The organism is Pseudomonas sp. TE3552 (assembly GCF_056278945.1).
Window position 1 is genome coordinate 2,054,373 of sequence record NZ_JBWBQJ010000001.1, and the last position, 20,101, is coordinate 2,074,473.

General features: G+C 58.1%; 15 protein-coding genes. 7 read left to right on the forward strand and 8 right to left on the reverse strand.

The window, feature by feature from the left end; translation table 11 throughout:
• Positions 1 to 22: 22 nt before the first annotated feature.
• The 3 genes from ACZ9BB_RS09095 to ACZ9BB_RS09105 all read left to right on the forward strand — a co-directional run bounded on the left by ACZ9BB_RS09095 (position 23) and on the right by ACZ9BB_RS09105 (position 4,404).
• Positions 23 to 1,165, forward strand: a complete 1,143-nt coding sequence (locus ACZ9BB_RS09095) for a glycerate kinase (RefSeq protein ID WP_476213467.1) — start codon at positions 23 to 25, stop codon at positions 1,163 to 1,165.
• A gap of 385 nt (positions 1,166 to 1,550) precedes the next feature.
• Complete coding sequence (locus ACZ9BB_RS09100; RefSeq protein ID WP_476213468.1) at positions 1,551 to 3,176, forward strand: methyl-accepting chemotaxis protein; 1,626 nt, start codon at positions 1,551 to 1,553, stop codon at positions 3,174 to 3,176.
• Positions 3,177 to 3,216: 40 nt separating this feature from the next.
• A complete protein-coding gene (locus ACZ9BB_RS09105) occupies positions 3,217 to 4,404 on the forward strand; it encodes a pyridoxal phosphate-dependent aminotransferase (protein ID WP_476213469.1) in 1,188 nt (395 codons plus the stop codon).
• Between the two features lie 124 nt (positions 4,405 to 4,528).
• Here ACZ9BB_RS09105 and ACZ9BB_RS09110 read toward each other — a convergent pair whose 3' ends face one another.
• The 5 genes from ACZ9BB_RS09110 to ACZ9BB_RS09130 all read right to left on the reverse strand — a co-directional run bounded on the left by ACZ9BB_RS09110 (position 4,529) and on the right by ACZ9BB_RS09130 (position 9,770).
• Positions 4,529 to 5,506, reverse strand: coding sequence for a 2-hydroxyacid dehydrogenase (locus tag ACZ9BB_RS09110; RefSeq protein WP_476213470.1), 978 nt, complete (start codon positions 5,504 to 5,506; stop codon positions 4,529 to 4,531).
• Positions 5,507 to 5,527: 21 nt separating this feature from the next.
• Positions 5,528 to 6,814 (reverse strand): MFS transporter, encoded by a 1,287-nt coding sequence (locus ACZ9BB_RS09115; protein WP_476213471.1) that lies wholly within the window; start codon positions 6,812 to 6,814, stop codon positions 5,528 to 5,530.
• A gap of 51 nt (positions 6,815 to 6,865) precedes the next feature.
• Positions 6,866 to 7,858: a sugar kinase gene (locus ACZ9BB_RS09120; protein WP_476213472.1), complete on the reverse strand. Its 993-nt coding sequence runs from the start codon at positions 7,856 to 7,858 to the stop codon at positions 6,866 to 6,868.
• Positions 7,851 to 8,633 (reverse strand): sugar phosphate isomerase/epimerase family protein, encoded by a 783-nt coding sequence (locus tag ACZ9BB_RS09125; protein WP_476213473.1) that lies wholly within the window; start codon positions 8,631 to 8,633, stop codon positions 7,851 to 7,853. Before ACZ9BB_RS09125 ends, ACZ9BB_RS09120 begins: the two co-directional genes overlap by 8 nt.
• Positions 8,634 to 8,744: 111 nt before the next feature.
• On the reverse strand, positions 8,745 to 9,770 hold the full coding sequence (locus tag ACZ9BB_RS09130) for a LacI family DNA-binding transcriptional regulator (RefSeq protein ID WP_476213474.1): 1,026 nt from the start codon (positions 9,768 to 9,770) through the stop codon (positions 8,745 to 8,747).
• Positions 9,771 to 10,004: 234 nt separating this feature from the next.
• Between ACZ9BB_RS09130 and ACZ9BB_RS09135 the strand changes: the two genes are divergently transcribed.
• The 4 genes from ACZ9BB_RS09135 (at position 10,005) to ACZ9BB_RS09150 (ending at position 15,349) form a co-directional block, all read left to right on the forward strand.
• Positions 10,005 to 10,808, forward strand: a complete 804-nt coding sequence (locus ACZ9BB_RS09135) for a hypothetical protein (RefSeq protein WP_476213475.1) — start codon at positions 10,005 to 10,007, stop codon at positions 10,806 to 10,808.
• An 88-nt stretch (positions 10,809 to 10,896) separates the two neighbouring features.
• Positions 10,897 to 11,142, forward strand: a complete 246-nt coding sequence (locus tag ACZ9BB_RS09140; protein WP_476213476.1) for a hypothetical protein — start codon at positions 10,897 to 10,899, stop codon at positions 11,140 to 11,142.
• 49 nt (positions 11,143 to 11,191) lie between these two features.
• Positions 11,192 to 12,883 carry a hypothetical protein gene (locus ACZ9BB_RS09145; RefSeq protein ID WP_476213477.1) on the forward strand — a complete coding sequence of 564 codons (1,692 nt, stop codon included), beginning with the start codon at positions 11,192 to 11,194 and terminating at the stop codon, positions 12,881 to 12,883.
• Positions 12,884 to 13,105: 222 nt separating this feature from the next.
• Positions 13,106 to 15,349, forward strand: a complete 2,244-nt coding sequence (locus tag ACZ9BB_RS09150; protein WP_476213478.1) for an autotransporter outer membrane beta-barrel domain-containing protein — start codon at positions 13,106 to 13,108, stop codon at positions 15,347 to 15,349.
• Between the two features lie 87 nt (positions 15,350 to 15,436).
• Here ACZ9BB_RS09150 and ACZ9BB_RS09155 read toward each other — a convergent pair whose 3' ends face one another.
• The 3 genes from ACZ9BB_RS09155 to ACZ9BB_RS09165 form a co-directional block, all read right to left on the reverse strand.
• Positions 15,437 to 15,943, reverse strand: a complete 507-nt coding sequence (locus tag ACZ9BB_RS09155; RefSeq protein WP_476213479.1) for a hypothetical protein — start codon at positions 15,941 to 15,943, stop codon at positions 15,437 to 15,439.
• Between the two features lie 229 nt (positions 15,944 to 16,172).
• Positions 16,173 to 16,814 carry a DUF1345 domain-containing protein gene (locus tag ACZ9BB_RS09160; protein WP_123497045.1) on the reverse strand — a complete coding sequence of 214 codons (642 nt, stop codon included), beginning with the start codon at positions 16,812 to 16,814 and terminating at the stop codon, positions 16,173 to 16,175.
• A gap of 173 nt (positions 16,815 to 16,987) precedes the next feature.
• Positions 16,988 to 20,086: a multidrug efflux RND transporter permease subunit gene (locus ACZ9BB_RS09165; protein ID WP_476213480.1), complete on the reverse strand. Its 3,099-nt coding sequence runs from the start codon at positions 20,084 to 20,086 to the stop codon at positions 16,988 to 16,990.
• Positions 20,087 to 20,101 lie beyond the last annotated feature (15 nt).

Consider the following 20,101-nt stretch of genomic DNA (forward strand, 5'->3'; position numbering starts at 1 on the left):
GCATTGGAACTGGAGAATTCGCATGAAAATCGTCATTGCCCCCGATTCGTTCAAGGACAGTCTCAGTGCACAAGGTGTGGCCGAAGCCATCGCGCTTGGGCTAGCGGAAGTCTGGCCGGATGCGCAATTGCTCAAATGCCCAATGGCAGACGGCGGGGAGGGTACGGTCGAGTCGATTCTGGCCGCGTGCGACGGCGAACTGCGCCGTACCCATGTTCGTGGGCCGCTGGGTGCCACGGTCGATGCCGCCTGGGGCTGGTTGCCGCAGAGCCACACCGCGATCATCGAAATGGCCGAGGCCAGTGGCCTGCAACTGGTTCCGCCGAACCTGCGCGATGCGTGCACCAGTAGCACCTTCGGCACCGGAGAATTGATCCGCGCCGCGCTGGAGGCCGGAGCACAACGGGTGATCCTGGCGATTGGCGGCAGTGCCACCAACGACGGCGGTGCCGGGGCGATGCAGGCCTTGGGCGTGAAGCTGCTGGACGCACAGGCCCAACCTCTGGCACCGGGTGGTCTGGCGCTGGCGCAACTGGCCCGTCTTGATTTGAGCGGCATGGATCCGCGTCTGGCCAAGGTGCGCTTCGACATCGCCGCCGACGTCAATAACCCGCTGTGCGGCCCTCACGGTGCCTCAGCGATATTCGGCCCGCAGAAAGGCGCGTCGCCCGCGCAAGTTCAGCAACTGGACCATGCCCTTGGGCACTTCGCCGAACTCTGCGCGCAAGCCCTGGACAAAGACGTGCGCGACGAACCGGGCAGCGGGGCGGCGGGTGGCCTGGGGTTTGCCGCCAAGGCGTTTCTCGGCGCGCAGTTCCAGGCTGGAGTAGAAGTGGTGGCCGAATTGGTGGGGCTGGCCGAAGCGGTCAAAGGCGCCGATCTGGTGATCACCGGCGAAGGTCGCTTCGATGCCCAGACCCTGCGCGGCAAAACACCGTTCGGCGTGGCGCGCATTGCACGGCAGCACGGCGTGCCGGTCATCGTCATCGCCGGTACTTTGGGCGAGGGCTATCAGGCCCTGTACGAGCATGGCATCGATGCCGCCTTTGCCTTGGCCAGCGGCCCGATGACGCTGGAACAAGCCTGCGCCGAGGCACCGCGCTTGTTGCGTGATCGCGCCAGCGATATTGCGCGGGTGTGGCGGGTGGCCGCCCGCAAGGCCTGACCATAATCTGTGGCCAAGAGATTACTGTGGCGAGGGGGCTTGCCCCCGTTCGGCTGCGCAGCAGTCGCAAATCCGGTGCCTGCGGTGCGCCTGGCGGAACGAGGTTGCAGATTTTAGGACTGCTTCGCAGCCCAACGGGGGCAAGCCCCCTCGCCACAAATGCAAGCCACAATATTGCTTGAGTGTTTCACCACTGAAACACTCCTGCCGCCCTTGAAAAATATTTCTCCAACCCCCTGCAAAAATCCTCAACCCCGGCCGATACAACTAACAGGCGCACACAAACCTATTACAACAGTGGCGCCAAACTGAACGGTGCGCGCCATCGCCCGCCCGACAGTGACCACGGCAAGGATGCTCGCCGCTCAATTACCGAGATCATCCTATGTCACTGCGTAATCTGAATATCGCGCCTCGAGCTTTCCTCGGTTTCGCCTTCATAGCCTTGCTGGTCATCGTGCTGGGTGTGTTTGCCGTGAGCCGCATGACAATCATCCGCCAGGCCTCTGTCGACATGGAAGCAACGCAGTTACCCAGCATTGGGTTTCTGGGCAACGTGACGGAAAATGTCCTGCGTCTGCGGATTCTCTCGTTCCGGGTACTGGTCAACCGTGATCCGGCGGCGTTGCAGGAAGCCCAGACCCGCGTCGGCGTACTCATCGACAAGGTGCGCAGCGCCCAAGCCAGTTATGCCGCCTTGCCGGCCGGTCCTGAAGAAGCGGCGCTGTACAAAACTTTCTCGACAACCCTGGACAACTACATGCAGGCCCAGAGCCAGATGCTGGAGCTGTCGCAACAGAACAAACTGGATGATATGCGTACCCTGATCAACACGCGGATCAAGGAAGGCACCGATCAGATGGGCGAGCAGTTGAACAAACTGGTGGCGATCAACGCCGCCGATGCCAAAGCTGCGTCGGTCAAAGCGGGCGAGTATTACAGTAGCGCCTATACCGGTATCGTGATGGTGGCGGTGATCGCTGCATCGCTTACCGTGCTGCTGGCCTGGCTGCTGACCCGCAGCATCCTCACGCCGCTGAACCGTGCGGTGCTGGCGGCTGAAACCATTGCCGGCGGCAATCTGAGCAAGGTCATTGAAGTCGATGGCAGCGATGAACCGGCCCGTTTGCTCGGCGCCTTGGCCACGATGCAGGCGAACCTGCGCAAGACCATCGAACAGATCGCCGGCTCCGCGACGCAACTGGGCGCCGCCGCTGAAGAACTCAGCACCGTGACCCAGGAAGCGTCCCGTGGCCTGCAACAGCAGAACAACGAAATCGAACAGGCCGCCACCGCCGTCAACGAAATGACCGCCGCGGTGGAGGAAGTGGCGCGCAATGCGGTATCGACTTCCGAGGCCTCGAACCAGTCGACCCAGGCGGCCCGAGAAGGTCGTGATCGGGTGGTGGAAACCGTCGATGCGATCCAGACCATGACCCACGACGTGCAAACCACCTCGCTGATGATCGAAGGCCTGGCCACTCAGGGTCGTGACATTGGGAAAGTGTTGGACGTGATCCGCGCCATTGCCGAGCAGACCAATCTGCTGGCCCTTAACGCTGCAATCGAAGCGGCTCGCGCCGGTGAGGCCGGGCGGGGTTTTGCGGTGGTGGCGGACGAAGTCCGGGCGTTGGCCCATCGCACCGCGCAATCGACCCAGGAAATCGAGAAAATGGTCGCCGGCATCCAGAACGGCACCGGCGAAGCGGTTTCGTCGATGCAACAAAGCAATCAGCGCACCCAAAGTACTCTGGAAATGGCCCGCGCGGCGGGCATCGCCCTGGAGCAGATCACTCAATCGATTCACCTGATCAACGAACGCAACCTGGTGATCGCCAGCGCCTCGGAAGAACAGGCTCAGGTGTCCCGTGAAGTTGACCGCAATCTGGTGAACATCCGCGACCTGGCCACACAGTCTGCCGCCGGGGCCAACCAGACCAGCGCCGCCACCCACGAATTGTCGCGCCTGGCGGTTGATTTGAACGCCATGGTGGCGCGTTTCATTATTTGAGATAGGGTTGAAACTGGAACTCGCGCGTTAGGAGAAGTACATGCGCTATTCAGCCTTGACCCAACGAATCGATGGTGACGGAGCAGCAGCCTGGAAGATTCATGATCGAGCGCTGGAGCTGCGTGAGCAGGGCGTCGATGTGCTGCTGCTTTCTATCGGCGACCCGGATTTCGATACGCCGCTGCCAATCGTTCACGCCGCGATCGACAGCCTGTTGGCCGGTGACACCCACTATTCGGATGTTCGCGGCAGCCGCACCTTGCGCAGCAGCATTGCCAGCCGTCATCGGCGACGCAGCGGCCAGGAGGTGGACGCCGATCATGTGATCGTGCTGCCCGGTGCGCAGTGTGCGGTATATGCAGTTGCCCAATGCCTGCTCGATCCGGGTGATGAGGTGATCGTCGCCGAGCCGATGTACGTCACCTATGAAGGGGTGTTCGGTGCCTGCGGGGCCCGCGTGGTACCGGTGGCGGTGCGTCCGGAGAACGGCTTTCGGGTCGAGCCGGCGGATGTCGCGGCGCTGATCACTGTTAAAACCCGGGCCATTCTGCTCAACAGCCCGAACAATCCTTCCGGCGCCAGCCTGTCCTTGAACATCTGGCAGGAACTGGCGGCGCTGTGCGTGCGGCATGACCTCTGGCTGATCAGTGACGAGGTCTACAGCGACCTGTTGTATGAGGGCAAGCACATCAGCCCGGCCAGTTTGCCGGGCATGGCCGAGCGCACCGCGACCCTCAACAGTCTGTCCAAATCCCATGCCATGACCGGCTGGCGAGTCGGCTGGATGATCGGCCCCAAACCGCTGGCCGAACACGTGATGCATCTGTCGCTGTGCATGCTGTTCGGGATTCCGGATTTCGTCCAGAAAGCCGCGCAAGTGGCCCTTGATGAAGACTTGCCGGAAGTGGCGCTGATGCGCGAGGAGTATCGCCAGCGTCGCGATCTGGTGTGCGCGAGGTTGAGCGGTCGCCCGGGCATCCGTCCGATCAAACCCGATGGCGGAATGTTCGTGATGGTCGATGTGCGCCAGACCGGGCTCGACGCGCAAGATTTTGCCGAGCGACTGCTTGAAGTGTATGGCGTGTCGGTGCTGGCCGGCGAAGCCTTCGGGCCTAGCGCGGCGGGGCATATTCGCATTGGCTTGGTGGTGGATCAGGTGAGGTTGGCGGATGCGTGTCAGCGGATTGCCTCGTGTGCGGCGGAGTTGCTGCAGGTGCGGCGGGCCTGATTGAGTCCGATCGTTCCCACGCTCCGCGTGGGAATGCTGCCATGGACGCTCTGCGTCCGGTTCGGATGTGACGCGGAGCGTCACGGGATGCATTCCCACGCGGAGCGTGGGAATGATCAATCCCTTAACCCTTCCAGGCCCGCCCATTCACCAAATTAGCCGGCCGCTCCCCAGCCAAAGCCGCCAACAAATTATCCACCGCACACCGGGCCATCGCCTCTCGCGTCTCATGCGTCGCCGACCCAATATGAGGCGTCGCCACCACGTTGTTCAACTGCAACAACGGCGAGTCATGCCCCAATGGCTCACGCTCGAACACATCCAGCCCCGCCGCGCGAATCCGCTTCTGCTGCAACGCCTCGATCAACGCGGGCTCATTCACCACCTTGCCTCGGGAAATGTTGATGAAGATCGTCTCGGGACGCATCAGGGCGAACTGTTCAGCGCCGATCAACCCTTCGGTTTCAGCGGTCAGCGGCAACGTCAGGCAAACGAAATCGGCTTGCTGCAGCAATTCGCTCAGGCTGCGATATTGCGCGTTGAATCGCTGCTCCACCGCCGGTTTCGGCGAATGGCTGTGATAAAGAACCGGCATGCCAAAACCGAAATGCCCGCGCTGAGCCAAGGCTTCGCCGATCCGCCCCATGCCAATGATGCCCAGCGTCTTGCCGTGCACATCGCTGCCAAAATGCGTCGGGCCGATGTTGCGGTTCCACTGGCCGGTACGAACCATGTTCGCCAGTTCGACCACCCGCCGCGCGGTGGCCAGGATTAGCGCGAAACCGGTGTCGGCGGTGGTCTCGGTCAACACGTCCGGTGTGTTGCTGAGCAGGATCCGCCGCTCGGTCAGGTAGTCGATGTCGTAGTTGTCGACGCCGACGGACACGCTGGCAATGGCTTCCAGGTTCGGCGCCAGATCCAGTAACCCGGCGTCCAGTTTCAGGCTGGCACCGAGCAACCCTTGGGCACGGGGCAGGGCCCGGCGCAGTTGCGCCAGTCCCTCGGCGTCGAGGCTGTCGATCAGCGTCACCTCGGTGTGCTCATGCAAGCGAGCCATCAGCAGCGGCGAGAGTTTCTTGTACAGCACAACCTGCTTTTTCATCGTTGTTATCTCTACATCAATTCAAGAGTGAGCCGCCAGCGGCCGGGGCACAGCAACCCGATCACTGGCGCCGGGCTTGAGGAAAATCGTCAGCACCACCGACAGCAGCAACGCGCCGCTCATCAACAAATACGAAGCACCGGGCGATCCGGTGGAGCTGTTCAGGTAACCGACCAGATAAGAGCCGCCAAACGAACCGAGTGCGCCCATGCTGTTGATCAATGCCATGGCCCCACCGGCAACGTTGGCCGGAAGAATCTCCGGGACGATGGCGAAAAACGGCCCATAAGGTGCGTACATGCAGGCACCGGCAATCACCAGCAGCGTGTAGGACCACCAGAAATGTTCCGCGCCTAAAGCGTACGAGCCATAGAACGCAATCGAGGCGATCAACAGCGGTGGCCAGACGAAGCGTTTACGCTTTTGCAGTTTGTCCGAGCCCCAGGACACCAGCAGCATGCCGATCACCGCCGCCAGGTACGGCAACGCCGACAGCCAACCGGCTTCGATCATGTCCATTTTCGCCCCAGCCTTGAGGATCGATGGCAGCCACAGCACGAAACCGTAGACGCCAATGCTCCAGCAGAAAAACTGCAAGGCCAGAATGATTACCTTCGGCGAGCGGAAGGCTTCGGCGTAGTTTTTCACCGCTTTGATGCCGACCTGTTCGGCGGCCAGGGCGCTTTCCAGGTCGTGCTTTTCCTGGTCGCTCAGCCACTTGGCCTGAGCCGGACGGTCATCGGCCAGACGCCACCAGATAAATGCCCACAGCACCGCCGGCAAGCCTTCGATGATGAACATCCAGCGCCAGCTGAAATGCTGGATCAGGTAGCCCGACACCACCGACATCCAGAGCATGGTCACCGGGTTGCCGAGGATCAGGAAAGTGTTGGCGCGCGAACGTTCGGCGCGGGTGAACCAATGGCACAGGTACACCAGCATCGCCGGCATCACGGCGGCTTCGACCACGCCGAGCATGAAGCGAATCACGATCAGCCAATAGGCGTTGGAGACGATCCCGGTCAAGGTCGCCAGAGCGCCCCAGAGGATCAGGCTGACGAAAATCAGCTTTTTCACGCTGTGCTTCTGGGCGTAGATCGCCCCCGGAATCTGGAAGAAGAAATAGCCGAGGAAGAACAGCGCGCCGAGCAGCGAGGACAACCCCGGTGTGATCATCAGGTCTGCAGCCATCCCAGAGGCGGCGGCGAACCCATAATTGGCGCGGTCCAGATACGCCAGGCTGTAGGTGATGAATACGATGGGCATGATGTACCACCAGCGGCGGGTGGCCAGTGTTGCGGTTTTCATAGTGATGCTCCTGAGCTTGTTGTTTTTGTCGCAGCAGGTAACGGTTTTGAATCAGTTTTTTGCGGTGACTGCTATGGCCTCATCGCGGGCAGACTCGCGATTGGCGGCCTCGAATTCGGCATACATCTCGGCCCGATCGGGCAACCCCTCCATATCCCCACGGCTCTGCACCGCGCGGCTACCGATCCAGTTGGCACGCTGCACCGCTTGGGCAACGCTGTGGTTTTCCAGTAGGGCGCTGATCAGGCCGACGGCAAACCCGTCACCGGCACCGACCGTATCGACCACCGTTGCCACGGGCACGCCTGCAACGAAACCTTCATCCAGACGGGTTCGGTAATACGCGCCGTGCGGCCCGAGCTTGATCGCCACGGCCTCGGCACCCTGGTCGAGGTAAAACGCTGCGATGTCGGCGGGGTCATCGAAACCGGTCAATAAACGCCCTTCGCTCAACCCCGGCAGCACCCAATGGGCGAGGGCGGCAAGGCGGTTGATCTCGCGGATCATCTGTTGCTCACTGGCCCACAGGCTCGGGCGCAGATTGGGGTCGAACGACACGCTGCGCCCGGCACTGCGCATGCGGGTCATCAGCTCGAAAGACATCTCCCGGGCCGATTCCGACAGCGCCGGGGGAATGCCCGTGGCATGCAGATGCCTGGCCTCGAGCAGTTGAGGCGCAATGGACTGCACCGACAAATGACTGGCGGCCGACCCGCGCCGGAAGTACTCGACAACCGGATCGCTGCCATCGTCGCTACGGGACTTGAGCTGAAAACCGGTGGGGTGCGCCGGGTCGATGTCGACGTGGCTGCAATCCAGGCCTTCTTTCTCCAGCGTATCGATCACGAACCGACCCAACGAGTCCGCGCCCACCCGGCTCAGCCAGGCGACGTTAAACCCCAACCGCGACAAGCCAATGGCGACATTACTGTCGGCCCCGGCAATGCGCTTGTGGAAGTGGTCGACGTCAGCCAGTTCACCGTTCTGCTCAGCGACGAACATCGCCATGGTTTCACCGAACGACAGAATATCGATCTCAGACATGCGCAGGCTCCTGGCGGGATTGTCCGAGGCGGGCGAGGGCGGCGACATGCTCGGTGGTCAATTGCACCAGGTCATCGCCTTGCAGTGGATACTCCGCCGCGCGCATCACGCCGTAATCCATGTGCCGTAGCAGTTGGCCCCACAGCCGCAGGTCGCTGGCGGCCGGCGGCACCGCTACCAGTTTGCCATCGGCCCGGCGCGCCACGGCTTTGCAGTGCACGTAACCGACATGTCGACCGAGCAACCGCGCAGCGCTGGCGGCGGATTGGTCCTGCCATTGCCAGTTGCCGATATCGAAAGTCATCTTGATCGGCAGCTGATGTTGTTCGACGTCGGCGAAGAAACGCTGGAACGGTTCGATTCGGCCACCGTGCAAGGTCTGGTCGTTTTCCACCAGCAGCTGCACCGGGCTCTGTTGCAACTGCAGCGCGAGTGTTTGCAGATCGTTGTTATCGGTGAAATAGCCCAGGGAGACTTTCAGCCATTGGGCGCCGAATGCCTTGGCACGCTTCAGGGTCGTGAGCAGTTCAGGATTGGGGGCCGACTGCCCGGCCAGCCACAATTCCATCGGTGAGGAATAGATGCTTTCCAGGCCCCAGGATTGCGTGGCGCTGGTCAATTGCGTGGGGTCTTCGAGTGTCAGCAGCTCTTCGCGCCATTCAATATGCGTGGCGCCGGCAGTGGACAGCACCTCGACAAAACTGCCTTGGCCACGTTGGCGAACGAGGTCGGAGCCGTAGCTGGACAGGCTGATGGAAACGGGTGGTTTGTTCATTGTTATGCACCTCTGAAACCGGTTTCATTTTTGGTCAAAAAAATTTGGTTTGCGTTATGTGGCGATCTTCAGGGCCCCATCGCGGGCTTGCCCGCGATGGGGCTCGAATATTCACCGAAGATTCCCCAGGGTCGACCCCCGAACAATCAACCGCGCCGGAAAATCCAGGTTCCGCACCGGCCCGTCATCCCCACGCAGTCGCTTGAGCAAACACTCGAATGCACTCGCACCCATCTCTGCCGTCGGCTGGGCGAGGGCGGTAATCCCGCTCCCCACCAGCGGATACCAATCCAGATCATCCAGGGCAATCAGCCCGACATCCGCGAACAGGTTGCACTTCAACTCACGCAACGAATGAGTACTGGCCAGCGCGGCGATACCGTTGGCGCAAAACAGCGCTTTCGGGCCCGCGCCAGGAGTTTGCAGAAAGGCTTTCAAACGAGCGGTCAGATCGCCGCCGGTTTCGACCACAGCCCCCGAGAGCGCCGGCCGCCGCTCGATCTGCGCCTTGAAACTGCTGACCCGCTCGATCCGCGAACTGGTGCCGTCATACGGCTCGGTGACCATCAGCACATCGCGATAACCGCGTTCTTCAAGGTGGGCAACGGCCATCTCGACAGCGGCCGGATTATCCAGCCCCACCAGATCGCTCTCGAGCTGATCGACCTTGCGATCCACCAGCACCATGGGCATTTCCTGATGCAGTTCGCGCAGCTCATCGCGGTGATGACCGAGGGTGTTCACGATCAAGCCTTCGATGTTGTACGAGCGCAGCAACGCCAGGTGCTGCCGCTCCTGCTCATCATCGCGATCGGTGTTGCACACCACCAGGCTATAGCCGTGCTGACGGCAAGCGGTTTCCACCCCGTGCATCACGGCAATCGAATAAGGGTTACGGATATCGGCCACCAGCATGCCGATCAGACGAGTGCGCCCGCGTTTCAGGCCGCGGGCCATCTGGTTCGGGCGGTAGCCCAATTCGGCAATCGCCTGCTCGATGCGCAGGGCGATGGCATCGGAGAGCAGGGCGCGGTCATCGCCGATGAAGCGCGAGACGCTGGCCTTGGACACGCCGGCGTGTTCGGCGACGTCGAGCATGGTGACGCGGCTGCGTTGGGCGGCGGAGAAGTCGTTCACGGTATGAAACCTTGTTATTGGATTTATGGGTTCGGATACTGGTGATGATGCCATGAAACCGGTTTCAGAAAACAACAGGCAACAGAATACGTCAAGCCCAATGTGTCAGAAGATACGGTAGGAATCCGACCAGCGGTAGCGACACCTGTCAGATCTGACAGTAGGCCAATAAAAAAAATAGGCGCTTAATTTGATTTAACAGTAACCCGAAAAAAAGTGCAGGGGAGAGTATTCATGGCGCTTGGTGAAGTTCTGATTTATGACGCGCCTACAGTGATTGGCGTGGATGAAAATGACCCGCAAGGTCATATCCCGCTTGAACTTTTGCAGCGAGGCATCGACATCAGAGTACCCATCTGGCCCAAACCGGCAGGTCCGGGACAAACAGACAAGCTCACTGTCTGGATGGAACGTGATGGTGTTGTGGAGTTCACTTCGACCACTTTGCATCCCGGGCCGGTTACGGAATTGGAATTTCTCATTCGAATCGGGCCGCAATATTTGATTAATGATGGTGTTGTCGAAGTCCGCTATAAAACGATTAACCACTTTGGCAATCCACATCCGTCGGCGCCCAGAACACTCACGATTGATCACACACCTGTTCCTGCTGATCTTGATGAAGTGAAGTTTCCCAATGCAAATGACAGCGGCTATCTCAATTGTTCTACTAGCCCAGCCCTCTGGGAATGGGTGAATGTACAAATCCCTCCACTTCCAGACTTTTGCAAAGTTGGTGACGTGTGTCTGGTGGAGTGGTGGGGCTATTTAAGCCAGAATGCCAGTGGCGAGCCAATCCCTGGAACTTATTGGTTTATTCGAAAACCCATCCTAAGTACAGCAGAACTTCGGGATGGTTTTGTGGTGGAGGTCAAGCCTTATACGCCTCATATAGAGCCGATGGAGAATAATGCGTCTGCCAAGGTGATATACACCGTTTATCGTGGCGCTCGACCCATTGGGCTTTCAAAGCCGGATTCCGTGAGGATAGATAGGGTCAGGAGTGGAGGGCCATCCTGTGGTCCGGGTGTACCTTGATTGATGTGTAGCAAACAGCAAGGCGTAGGCGCTGTGGAGTAATTTTGTGGTGGCGGCGCAATTAAATACTAAAACGGAGTTTATTCGGATGAACGCTAAAGTTGAAAGTATCGGTTTGCAAAAACAAGTATCACTGCAGAGCGGCGGTGTCATTCTCCTTGATCCCGCCATTATCCCGGATCAAACTTTGCCGGGAGGTGACTTGCGGATTCCGGCCGCCGCACTCGGTGCCAATCTGAAATATGAAATTCCCAGACCCGTCACCGAGCATGCCCAGGATACTTTGAGTGTATTTTTGCGAGTCAAAGGCGACCCAACCCCAGATCCCCCTTGAAAATCGAAAACGTCTGGGTGCGCTGGCTGACCGTGTATGGCCATTACCATTGGAAGTGCCGCTCGCGAGGCTTGTAGAACTGAGCACTCCCGAAGCGCCCACTCAGTACGAACTGGTTTATGTGATGTATGCCGCGGGCGTCAACCCAAGTCCCGAAACTGTCAGTGAGTACCACATCGACAGGACAAGACCCTACCAGGTCAAGACGCCTCCTTCTGATTTTTCCCCTCCGGCAGCGACGTTCCCCGCCGACTTGCCGTTCAGTAAAGCTATCGATGACGAATACATCGGCGCAAACCCCAACGGTATCGAGATCACACTACCAATAGCAGCTAACTACGAGGCCACAGACAAATGCGACGTTTATTGGGGCGATCCTGCGGATCCCGCTTATGCCACACCTGTATTGGAAGACGTCCTGGTGCCTGGTGACGGCAAAGTCACGCTACCGATTTTGATTTTCGTAAACTCCAAAGAAGGCTTGAATACGCTGACGTTTGTGGTGAAAGACCTGGCAGGCTGGATCAGTCGAAGGTCGAAGCCGAATCAACGTACCGTCCAGCGCCTGGCACCGCCTGTGCCCGAAAAGCCCGTCGTTCCGCTGGCGGACGGGACGGACGGCGATACCTTGATTAATGTGGCAGACTGCGCTCAGGGTGTGACGGTCGAAGTTCCAGTTCCGCAACCGAGCTCTTCCAATGACACGATCATTGTCAGTTGGCACAATATTGATCTGCCTGAGCAACGCGTGGGACCAAATACAACACTTGTTTTTCCAGTGGATTACACCACTGTCATTAAAGTCGCTTATGGCGCGACCGACGGTGTCGTTCGCACAAAGGTCAGCTATGTCATGTTACGTGGATCGGGCAATGACATCGCGCGGGAAGAAACTGAAATTGATGTAGATATTTCCTATCCTGGCCCGGTAAACCCCGGCGAGCCGGATCCGGTCAACCGTGATCTGGAGCTTCCTCGTCTGGTTTCCTCGCAAGGTGTTGACAATGAACTTGACGATAACGACTACGACCAATCTGCGGATGTATTTATTCAGCTATATAACGTTCCTGCAACTGAATCAGGACAAAGCATAACGGTTTGGTACGATGATGACGAACTTAGTCCATCTTATTTTTTGCAGCCGGGGGAGGAAGGCAGAGAAATTAAAGCGGGGACGGTCCCATGGGATATTATTGCGAAAAAGCCAAGTGGGACGGTGAAGTTGAAATGGGTATTGTCGGCCGTGCTGGGTAACAACCCTGTCTGGTCAAGAGAGCAGGACGTCACTGTTGATATCACTAAGATCGATTTGCCGAAGCCATTGGTGCAAGGGCTTGAGAATGATGCCATTGCTTGCCCTACATTGAACTTCGTACCGCCAGGCGATGGAACGACTCGTCGAAACTTGAAAGTCGTGATTCCATTTAGTCCTTCACTTCTCGATACTAGAGTGGTGACGTTGAAGTGGGGCGGGTATACGGATGAAAATGCGACTATCCCTATTCCGGGTACCGAAGTTACCAAAGACCATACCATTGTCGGAACAGTGCCTTCGGAAGGGATAGTGATGGATATTGGCGACTATATGGCTAATTTCAAACCGGTAACGGATGGTTTCGGGAAGTTAACCTATAGCGTGACGGGGGTTGTGCAAGAGTCGGACTCAGCAATTCACTTTGTATTTTTGTTGGATAATAATGACGATTTTTGTGAAATTGCTAATCCCATTCCAAATCCCTGACTGATACATAAGTATCGAGCGGTGGGCGTGAAATTTGTTTTTCATGCCCGCCTGTCTCTTGGGTGCGGATTCCGGAGGAGTTATCGCCCCCTATATCAAGAAAAGTCCTACATAAAACTGCGTAATTACTCGATAGCCTAGCGAATCTTTGTAGGCAGGCCGTTGGTTTCCAGCGCCTGCCGCAGGAAACCGAACACGCATTTTTCGAAGCAGGTGTCCAGTATGCAATTCAATCCTATGCCGCTTGCCGGTTTCCCCTTGCTAACAGGGGTGGGCTACATCTCGTCACTTATATTTTCCTCCCTTGCTATTGCTGCTCCAATTGTCGGAGGTAACGTTACCCTCAACAATGGCGCGCCTGTAGAGAGTTGGTTTTTGACCCAGGGCGCAATCCTGTCGGTCAATAACGCTCAGACTCTGGGTATTGATGCGGACAGTTCAACGGTCAATGTCAATGTGGGTGGCAGCACCCAGGCTATATCGGCAAGAAACAACTCTACCGTCAATCTGAGTGGCGCCACGGTTGCCGGCGACAATGGGCAATCCGGACTTGAGTTAGTCTCTAGTGAGGGCAATATCGATAACAGCACCGTAAGCGGGGATTTTTTTGGGATATCGGCTGTACGGTTTTCCACCACCGAGGACGGCTCCACGGTCAATGTCACGGGCAAAAGCACCATCACAGGCGTGGATGCCGGTGCATTTGCGTCTTCCCACAGCCTAATCAATGTCACCGATTCCTCCCTTGAGGGGACGGCCGACACGGGCTATGGCTTGTGGCTTCAGAGTGCCGATGCCGTTGCCAAAAACAGTACGATCATCGGTGGAAAAGATGGAGTGTTCATAGAGCTTGATCAAACCGGCGTGGCTCCCGCCACTCTGAATCTCGACAACACCACTGTCCAGGGAAAAAGCGGCTCGGCCATTGTGGTGGACTTCGATAACTTTGAACGTTCAACGGCCACTCTGACATTGAACAACTCCAGACTTCTGGCCAGCAACGATACGCTACTCGAAGTCAAGGGGGGCGCCAATGTGTCGATGATCGTCAATGGCAGTACGTTGAACGGCAACGTTGTCACCGAGTCCGGCAGCACTACTGAGCTGACGCTACAGAACAACTCCGTGCTTGCCGGACGTCTAGAAAATGTTGCCAGCGCAACGATCAATGACACTGCCCAATGGGTACTGGTGGGCGACAGTCAGGTAGGAAAACTGGCTCTCAATGGCGGTTCGGTGAAGTTCGGGGCAGAAAACGCTTTTTATCAATTGAATGTGACTGACCTGTCAGGTAATGGACGGTTCCTGATGGGCACGGATTTGGCCACGGGTCAGACTGACTTGTTGAATGTCACAGGAACAGCCACTGGCTCTCATGAGCTGGTAATCGCTAGCAGTGGTACTGAACCTGCTGCTGGTCAGCCCGTCACTGTCGTGAAAACTGCCGGTGGTGATGCCCGGTTTTCTCTGTTCAATAATGTAGTTGATCAGGGGGCCTATTCTTATGCCTTGGCCAAAAGTGGCAACGACTGGATCCTGGACCCGAGTACGCGCATTGTCAGCCCGGGCGCACGTTCGGTATTGGCACTGTTCAACACACCATTGCCTACCTGGTATGGCGAGTTGACGTCGCTACGTACCCGCATGGGCGAGTTGCGTTTCAATCCCGGCCAATCCGGAGCCTGGGGACGTACCTATGGCAATAAATTCGAAATCGCCGATGGTTCCGGGGTGGGTTACCGGCAGACCCAGCGGGGTTTTACCCTCGGCGCAGATGCGGCATTGAGGGATAGTCAATGGCTGGTGGGGGTAATGGGGGGCCACAGCAGCTCCGATCTCGATCTTGACGCCGGCACTTCAGGTAATGTCGACAGTTACTATCTGGGCACTTACGCCACCTGGCTGGATACGAGCAGTGGTTACTACGCGGACGCGGTGCTGAAAGTGAACCGCTTTCGTAACGAAGCCAAAGTCAGCCTGAGTGATGGCGCCAGGGCTAAAGGCGACTACGACAACACCGGGGTGGGGGGCTCTGTCGAATTCGGTCGGCATATCAAGCTTGATGATGGTTATTTCATTGAGCCGTTTACCAAGTGGTCCGCCGTGGTTGTTCAGGGTAAACACTTCTCCTTGGATAACGATCTGCAGGCAGATGGGGATCGGGCGCGGTCACTGCTGGGTGAAGTTGGCATGACGGCTGGGCGCAACTTTAAAATGAAAGACGATATCGCGCTGCAACCCTACGTGCGTGTTTCCGGTGCTTACGAGTTCGAAAAGAACAACGAAGTGCAGGTCAACGACAAGGTGTTCCAGAATAATCTTTCCGGGTCGCGTGTGCTATTGGGTACGGGTATAGCCGCCTCGATGACAAACAACCTGCAAGTTCATGCGGACTATGAGTACAGCGATGGCAAAAACTTTCGTCAACCGGGTGGGCTGACGTTAGGTCTACGTTACGCGTTTTAATAAATAATCGAGTTAAAAAAAAAGGAGCCCTTGGGCTCCTTTTTTATTAACATTTATTTAGTTGGGTTTAGTTTTTTGCTTGTTCATTCAGCAATACACCCCGGTGGATTTAGGGCGACGAGGAATTCTACGTGCGCGTGCAGTCGGGTGCGCTTCGAAGTCGATTTTCAGGTTTACTGTCTTGCGGGTATCCTCGTCCAGATTTTCAAGAGTCGCGCTGATTTCACCCGAAAATGTTGAGCTCGCAGTGTCGTATTGAACCCTGGCAATGCCTTGGTATTGTGTATAGATCACAGGTTTGGCCGGTACCGAACTGTCAATAAAAAGCACCCGAACAGTATAAGCATCTGGATACAGCCCATAGCTGCCATCGGTAAAGCCTTTGGAAAATGAAATTTTCAGTTCTTTAGTGGTATACACCGGGGCGGGCTCCCGCTCTGTGGCGAGCATGACATAGGCCTCGCCATGAGGAGGGGGATAGATCGCTTCTGACAACTCCACCAGACCGGCTTCAAATGTTCCAGTCCCATCGATTGTTCCTTTGCATGTCCCCAATACCGCAGGTAGCATGGCCGCTTTCGCAAATGCGTTCATTGATGCAGTCTCCACTGTCATGACAAGTGATATCTCGCCATAGGAACTGCAGGCGGGATTGGTATATAAAATGCCAGTGTGACAAACTTGTAAACTGTCAAACCTGACAGTTTACAAGCGGGTATTGATGTGAGTGTATTGACGGGGCGGTGCGTTTAATTGAGGGCTTAGAGTTCATTACTCGGGGGGCGGAACCTCGCGAGTAATCTGCCTTCAGTATTTGCAGCCATCAACCAAACAACCCCGCCGCAATATTGATCGAAAACCCCAGGATCGCCGTATTAAACACAAATCCAATCAACGATTGCGCCAGCACGATCTTGCGCAAATCCCGCGTCGCCACGCCCACATCGGCTGTTTGCACCGCCACACCGATGGTGAATGAGAAATACAAAAAGTCCCAGTAATTGGGGGTAGTCAGCCCTTCGGCAAAACGCAGCGCCGGTTCCTTGCCGTTCCAGGTGTAATACAACCTTGCGTAGTGCACGCTGAAAATCACCCCGATCAGCAGCCATGAACCGATTACCGTTAATGCGGTGAAGCCGTAACGCAGCAGTTTGCGGGTGGTTTCCAGATCTCGGCTGCCGGCGAGTTCGAAGGTGATGGTGGCGAGGCTGGCCAGCGCCGCGATGCTCACCAGCAGCAACACCAGACCGGCGTTTTCATCTTCGACTTCGGCAATGCGTTTGACGTCCGGGGCCTTGGCCCGCGCGGTGAGCCAGAGCATCAGTACCAGATAGGTCCAGACCCCGGTGTTCCAGCCGATGAGGATTTTGCCGATGATCGAGTCGGCGGGGGCCAGAATGCCCACCGCGATGCCGAGTGTGGCAGCGGCGGACAGGCGAGGGTGGGTGCGGGCGAGTAGAGGCATGGGAACTCGATGGGCCTGGGTGTCTAAACACCTTAGCCCAGGTTGTGACCACAACGATAATCCCTTGTAGGAGCGAGGCTTGCCCGCGAAGAGGCCGTCACATCCAACATTAATGTCGACTGACGCACCGCCTTCGTGGGCAAGCCTCGCTCCTACAGGGGATGTGTTGTGGCTTAGATGTTTTTGTGCCGCTTGCGCACCAGCTTCATCACCACCACAAAAAACACCGGTACAAACACCACCGCCAAGGTCGCGGTGATCATCCCGCCGATCACGCCAGTGCCGATGGCTTGCTGGCTCGCCGAGCTGGCCCCGGTGGCAATCGCCAATGGCACCACGCCAAGGATGAATGCCAGTGACGTCATGACAATCGGCCGCAGGCGCAAGCGTGCGGCTTGCAGGGTGGCGTCGATCAGGTCGTGACCTTCGTCGTACAGGCTCTTGGCGAATTCGATGATCAGGATCGCGTTCTTTGCCGACAGGCCAATGATGGTGATCAGCCCGACCTTGAAGAACACATCGTTAGGCATCCCGCGCAACGTCACGGCCAGTACCGCGCCGAGCACACCCAGCGGCACCACCAGCAACACCGAGGTTGGAATCGACCAACTCTCATACAGCGCCGCCAGGCACAGGAACACGATCAGCAGCGACAACCCAAGCAGAATCGGTGCCTGACTGCCGGACAAACGTTCCTGCAACGACAACCCGGTCCATTCTTGCCCTAATCCCGCCGGCCCTTGCGCCACCAGCCGTTCGATTTCCGCCATGGCTTCGCCGGTGCTGTAGCCGGGCGCCGGTTCGCCGGAAATGCTGATGGCCGGGTAGCCGTTGTAACGGGTTAATTGCGCCGGGCCCTGGGTCCAGTTGGCCCGAACGAAAGCCGACAACGGCACCATGTTCTCGCCGTTGTTACGCACATGAATCTTCAGCAGGTCGTCGACCTGACTGCGCTGATCGCCTTCAGCCTGGACCACCACTCGCTGCATCCGTCCCTGATTGGGAAAGTCGTTGATGTAGGCCGAACCCACGGCGGTGGACAGCACGTTGCCGATGTCGGCAAACGAAATGCCCAAGGCGTTGGCTTGCTTGCGGTCGACTTCCAGTTGCACCTGCGGCGCTTCGGCCAGGGCGCTTTCGCGCACGTTCATCAAGACCGGGCTCTTCTCAGCGGCGGCCAGCAATTGGCTGCGCGCCTGCATCAGCGTGGCGTGGCCGAGGCCGCCACGGTCTTGCAGGCGGAACTCGAAACCACTGGAAGTGCCGAGTCCATCGACCGGCGGCGGCAGGACCGCAAAGGCCATGGCATCCTTGATCTGACTGAGCGCGATGTTGGCCCGGTCGGCAATCGAACTCGCCGAGTCATCGCTGCCCCGATCCGACCAATCCTTGAGCGTGGTGAACGCCAGTGCGGCGTTCTGCCCGCTACCGGAGAAGCTGAAACCGAGAATCACCGTGCTGTCGCCGACGCCCGGTTCGGTGGCGTTGTGTGCTTCGATCTGCTCGACCACCTGCACCGTACGATTCTTGCTCGCGCCCGGTGGAAGCTGGATGTCGGTGATGGTGTAACCCTGGTCTTCCACCGGCAGGAACGAGGAGGGCAGACGACTGAAGCACAGCCCCAGGCCGATCAGCAGCACGCCGTAAATCAACAGGTAACGCCCGGTGCGTTTCAGTGCATAGGCGACCCAGCCCTGATAACGCTCGGTCAGTTGTTCGAAGCGCCGGTTGAACCAGCCAAAGAAGCCGCCCTTGGCGTGATGTTCACCCTTGGCAATCGGCTTGAGCAGCGTTGCGCACAGGGCCGGGGTCAAGGTCAGGGCGAGGAATGCCGAGAACAGGATCGACGTGGCCATGGAGAGCGAGAACTGCTGGTAAATCACCCCGACCGAGCCCTGCATGAACGCCATCGGAATGAACACCGCCACCAGCACCAGGGTAATGCCGATGATCGCCCCGGTGATCTGCTTCATCGCCTTGCGCGTCGCGTCCTTGGGCGACAGGCCTTCGGTGGCCATGATCCGCTCGACGTTCTCCACCACCACAATCGCGTCGTCCACCAGAATGCCGATGGCCAACACCATGCCGAACATGGTCAGCACGTTGATCGAAAAGCCCAGCGTGAGCATGGTCGCGAAAGTCCCCATCAGCGCCACCGGCACCACCAGGGTCGGGATCAGCGTGTAGCGGATGTTCTGCAGGAACAGGAACATCACTGCAAACACCAGCACCATCGCCTCGGCGAGGGTGTAGACCACCTTGGTGATCGAGACTTTGACGAAGGGCGAAGTGTCGTACGGAATCTTGTATTCCACGCCGGCCGGGAAGTAGCGCGCCAGTTCATCCATCTTCGCCCGCACCAGCGTCGCGGTGCTCAGGGCATTGGCGCCCGGCGACAATTGCACGCTGACGGCGGTGGACGGCTTGCCGTTCAGGCGCGTGGAAAACTGATATTCCTGGCTGCCGATCTCCACCCGCGCGACATCGCGGATGCGCACGGTTGAACCGTCCGGATTGGCTTTGAGCACGATGTCAGCGAACTCTTCAGGCGTCGACAACTGACCTTTGACCAGAATGGTCGCGGTGATTTCCTGGGTGGTGCGGGTCGGCAAATCGCCGATGCTGCCCGCCGAAACCTGGGCATTCTGCGCAACGATGGCGGCGTTGACGTCGGCCGGGGTCAGGTTGAATCCGATCAACTTGCGCGGATCGATCCAGATCCGCATCGCCCGTTCGGCACCGTATAACTGCGCCTTGCCGACGCCGTCCAGACGCTTGATCTCGTTCATCACATTGCGCGCTAGGTAATCGCTGAGCGCCACGTCGTCGAGCTTGCCGTCGCTGGAGGTGAGGGTGATCAGCAACAGGAAGCCGGCGGAGACTTTCTCAACCTGCAAGCCTTGCTGAGTGACCGCTTGCGGCAAACGGGACTCCACAACCTTGAGGCGGTTTTGCACATCGACCTGCGCCATTTCCGGGTCAGTGCCTGGTTGGAAAGTCGCGGTAATGGTGGCGCTGCCGAGGCTGCTCTGGGATTCGAAATACAGCAGATGGTCGGCGCCGTTGAGCTCTTCCTCAATCAGGCTGACCACGCTTTCGTCCACGGTCTGCGCCGATGCGCCGGGGTAGGTGGCATAGATTTCGACTTTCGGCGGCGCAACGTTCGGGTACTGCGCCACCGGCAACTGCACAATGGCCAACGCACCGGCCAGCAGGATGAACAAGGCGATCACCCAGGCGAACACCGGGCGGTCGATAAAGAACTGCGGCATAAAAAAGCGTCCTGC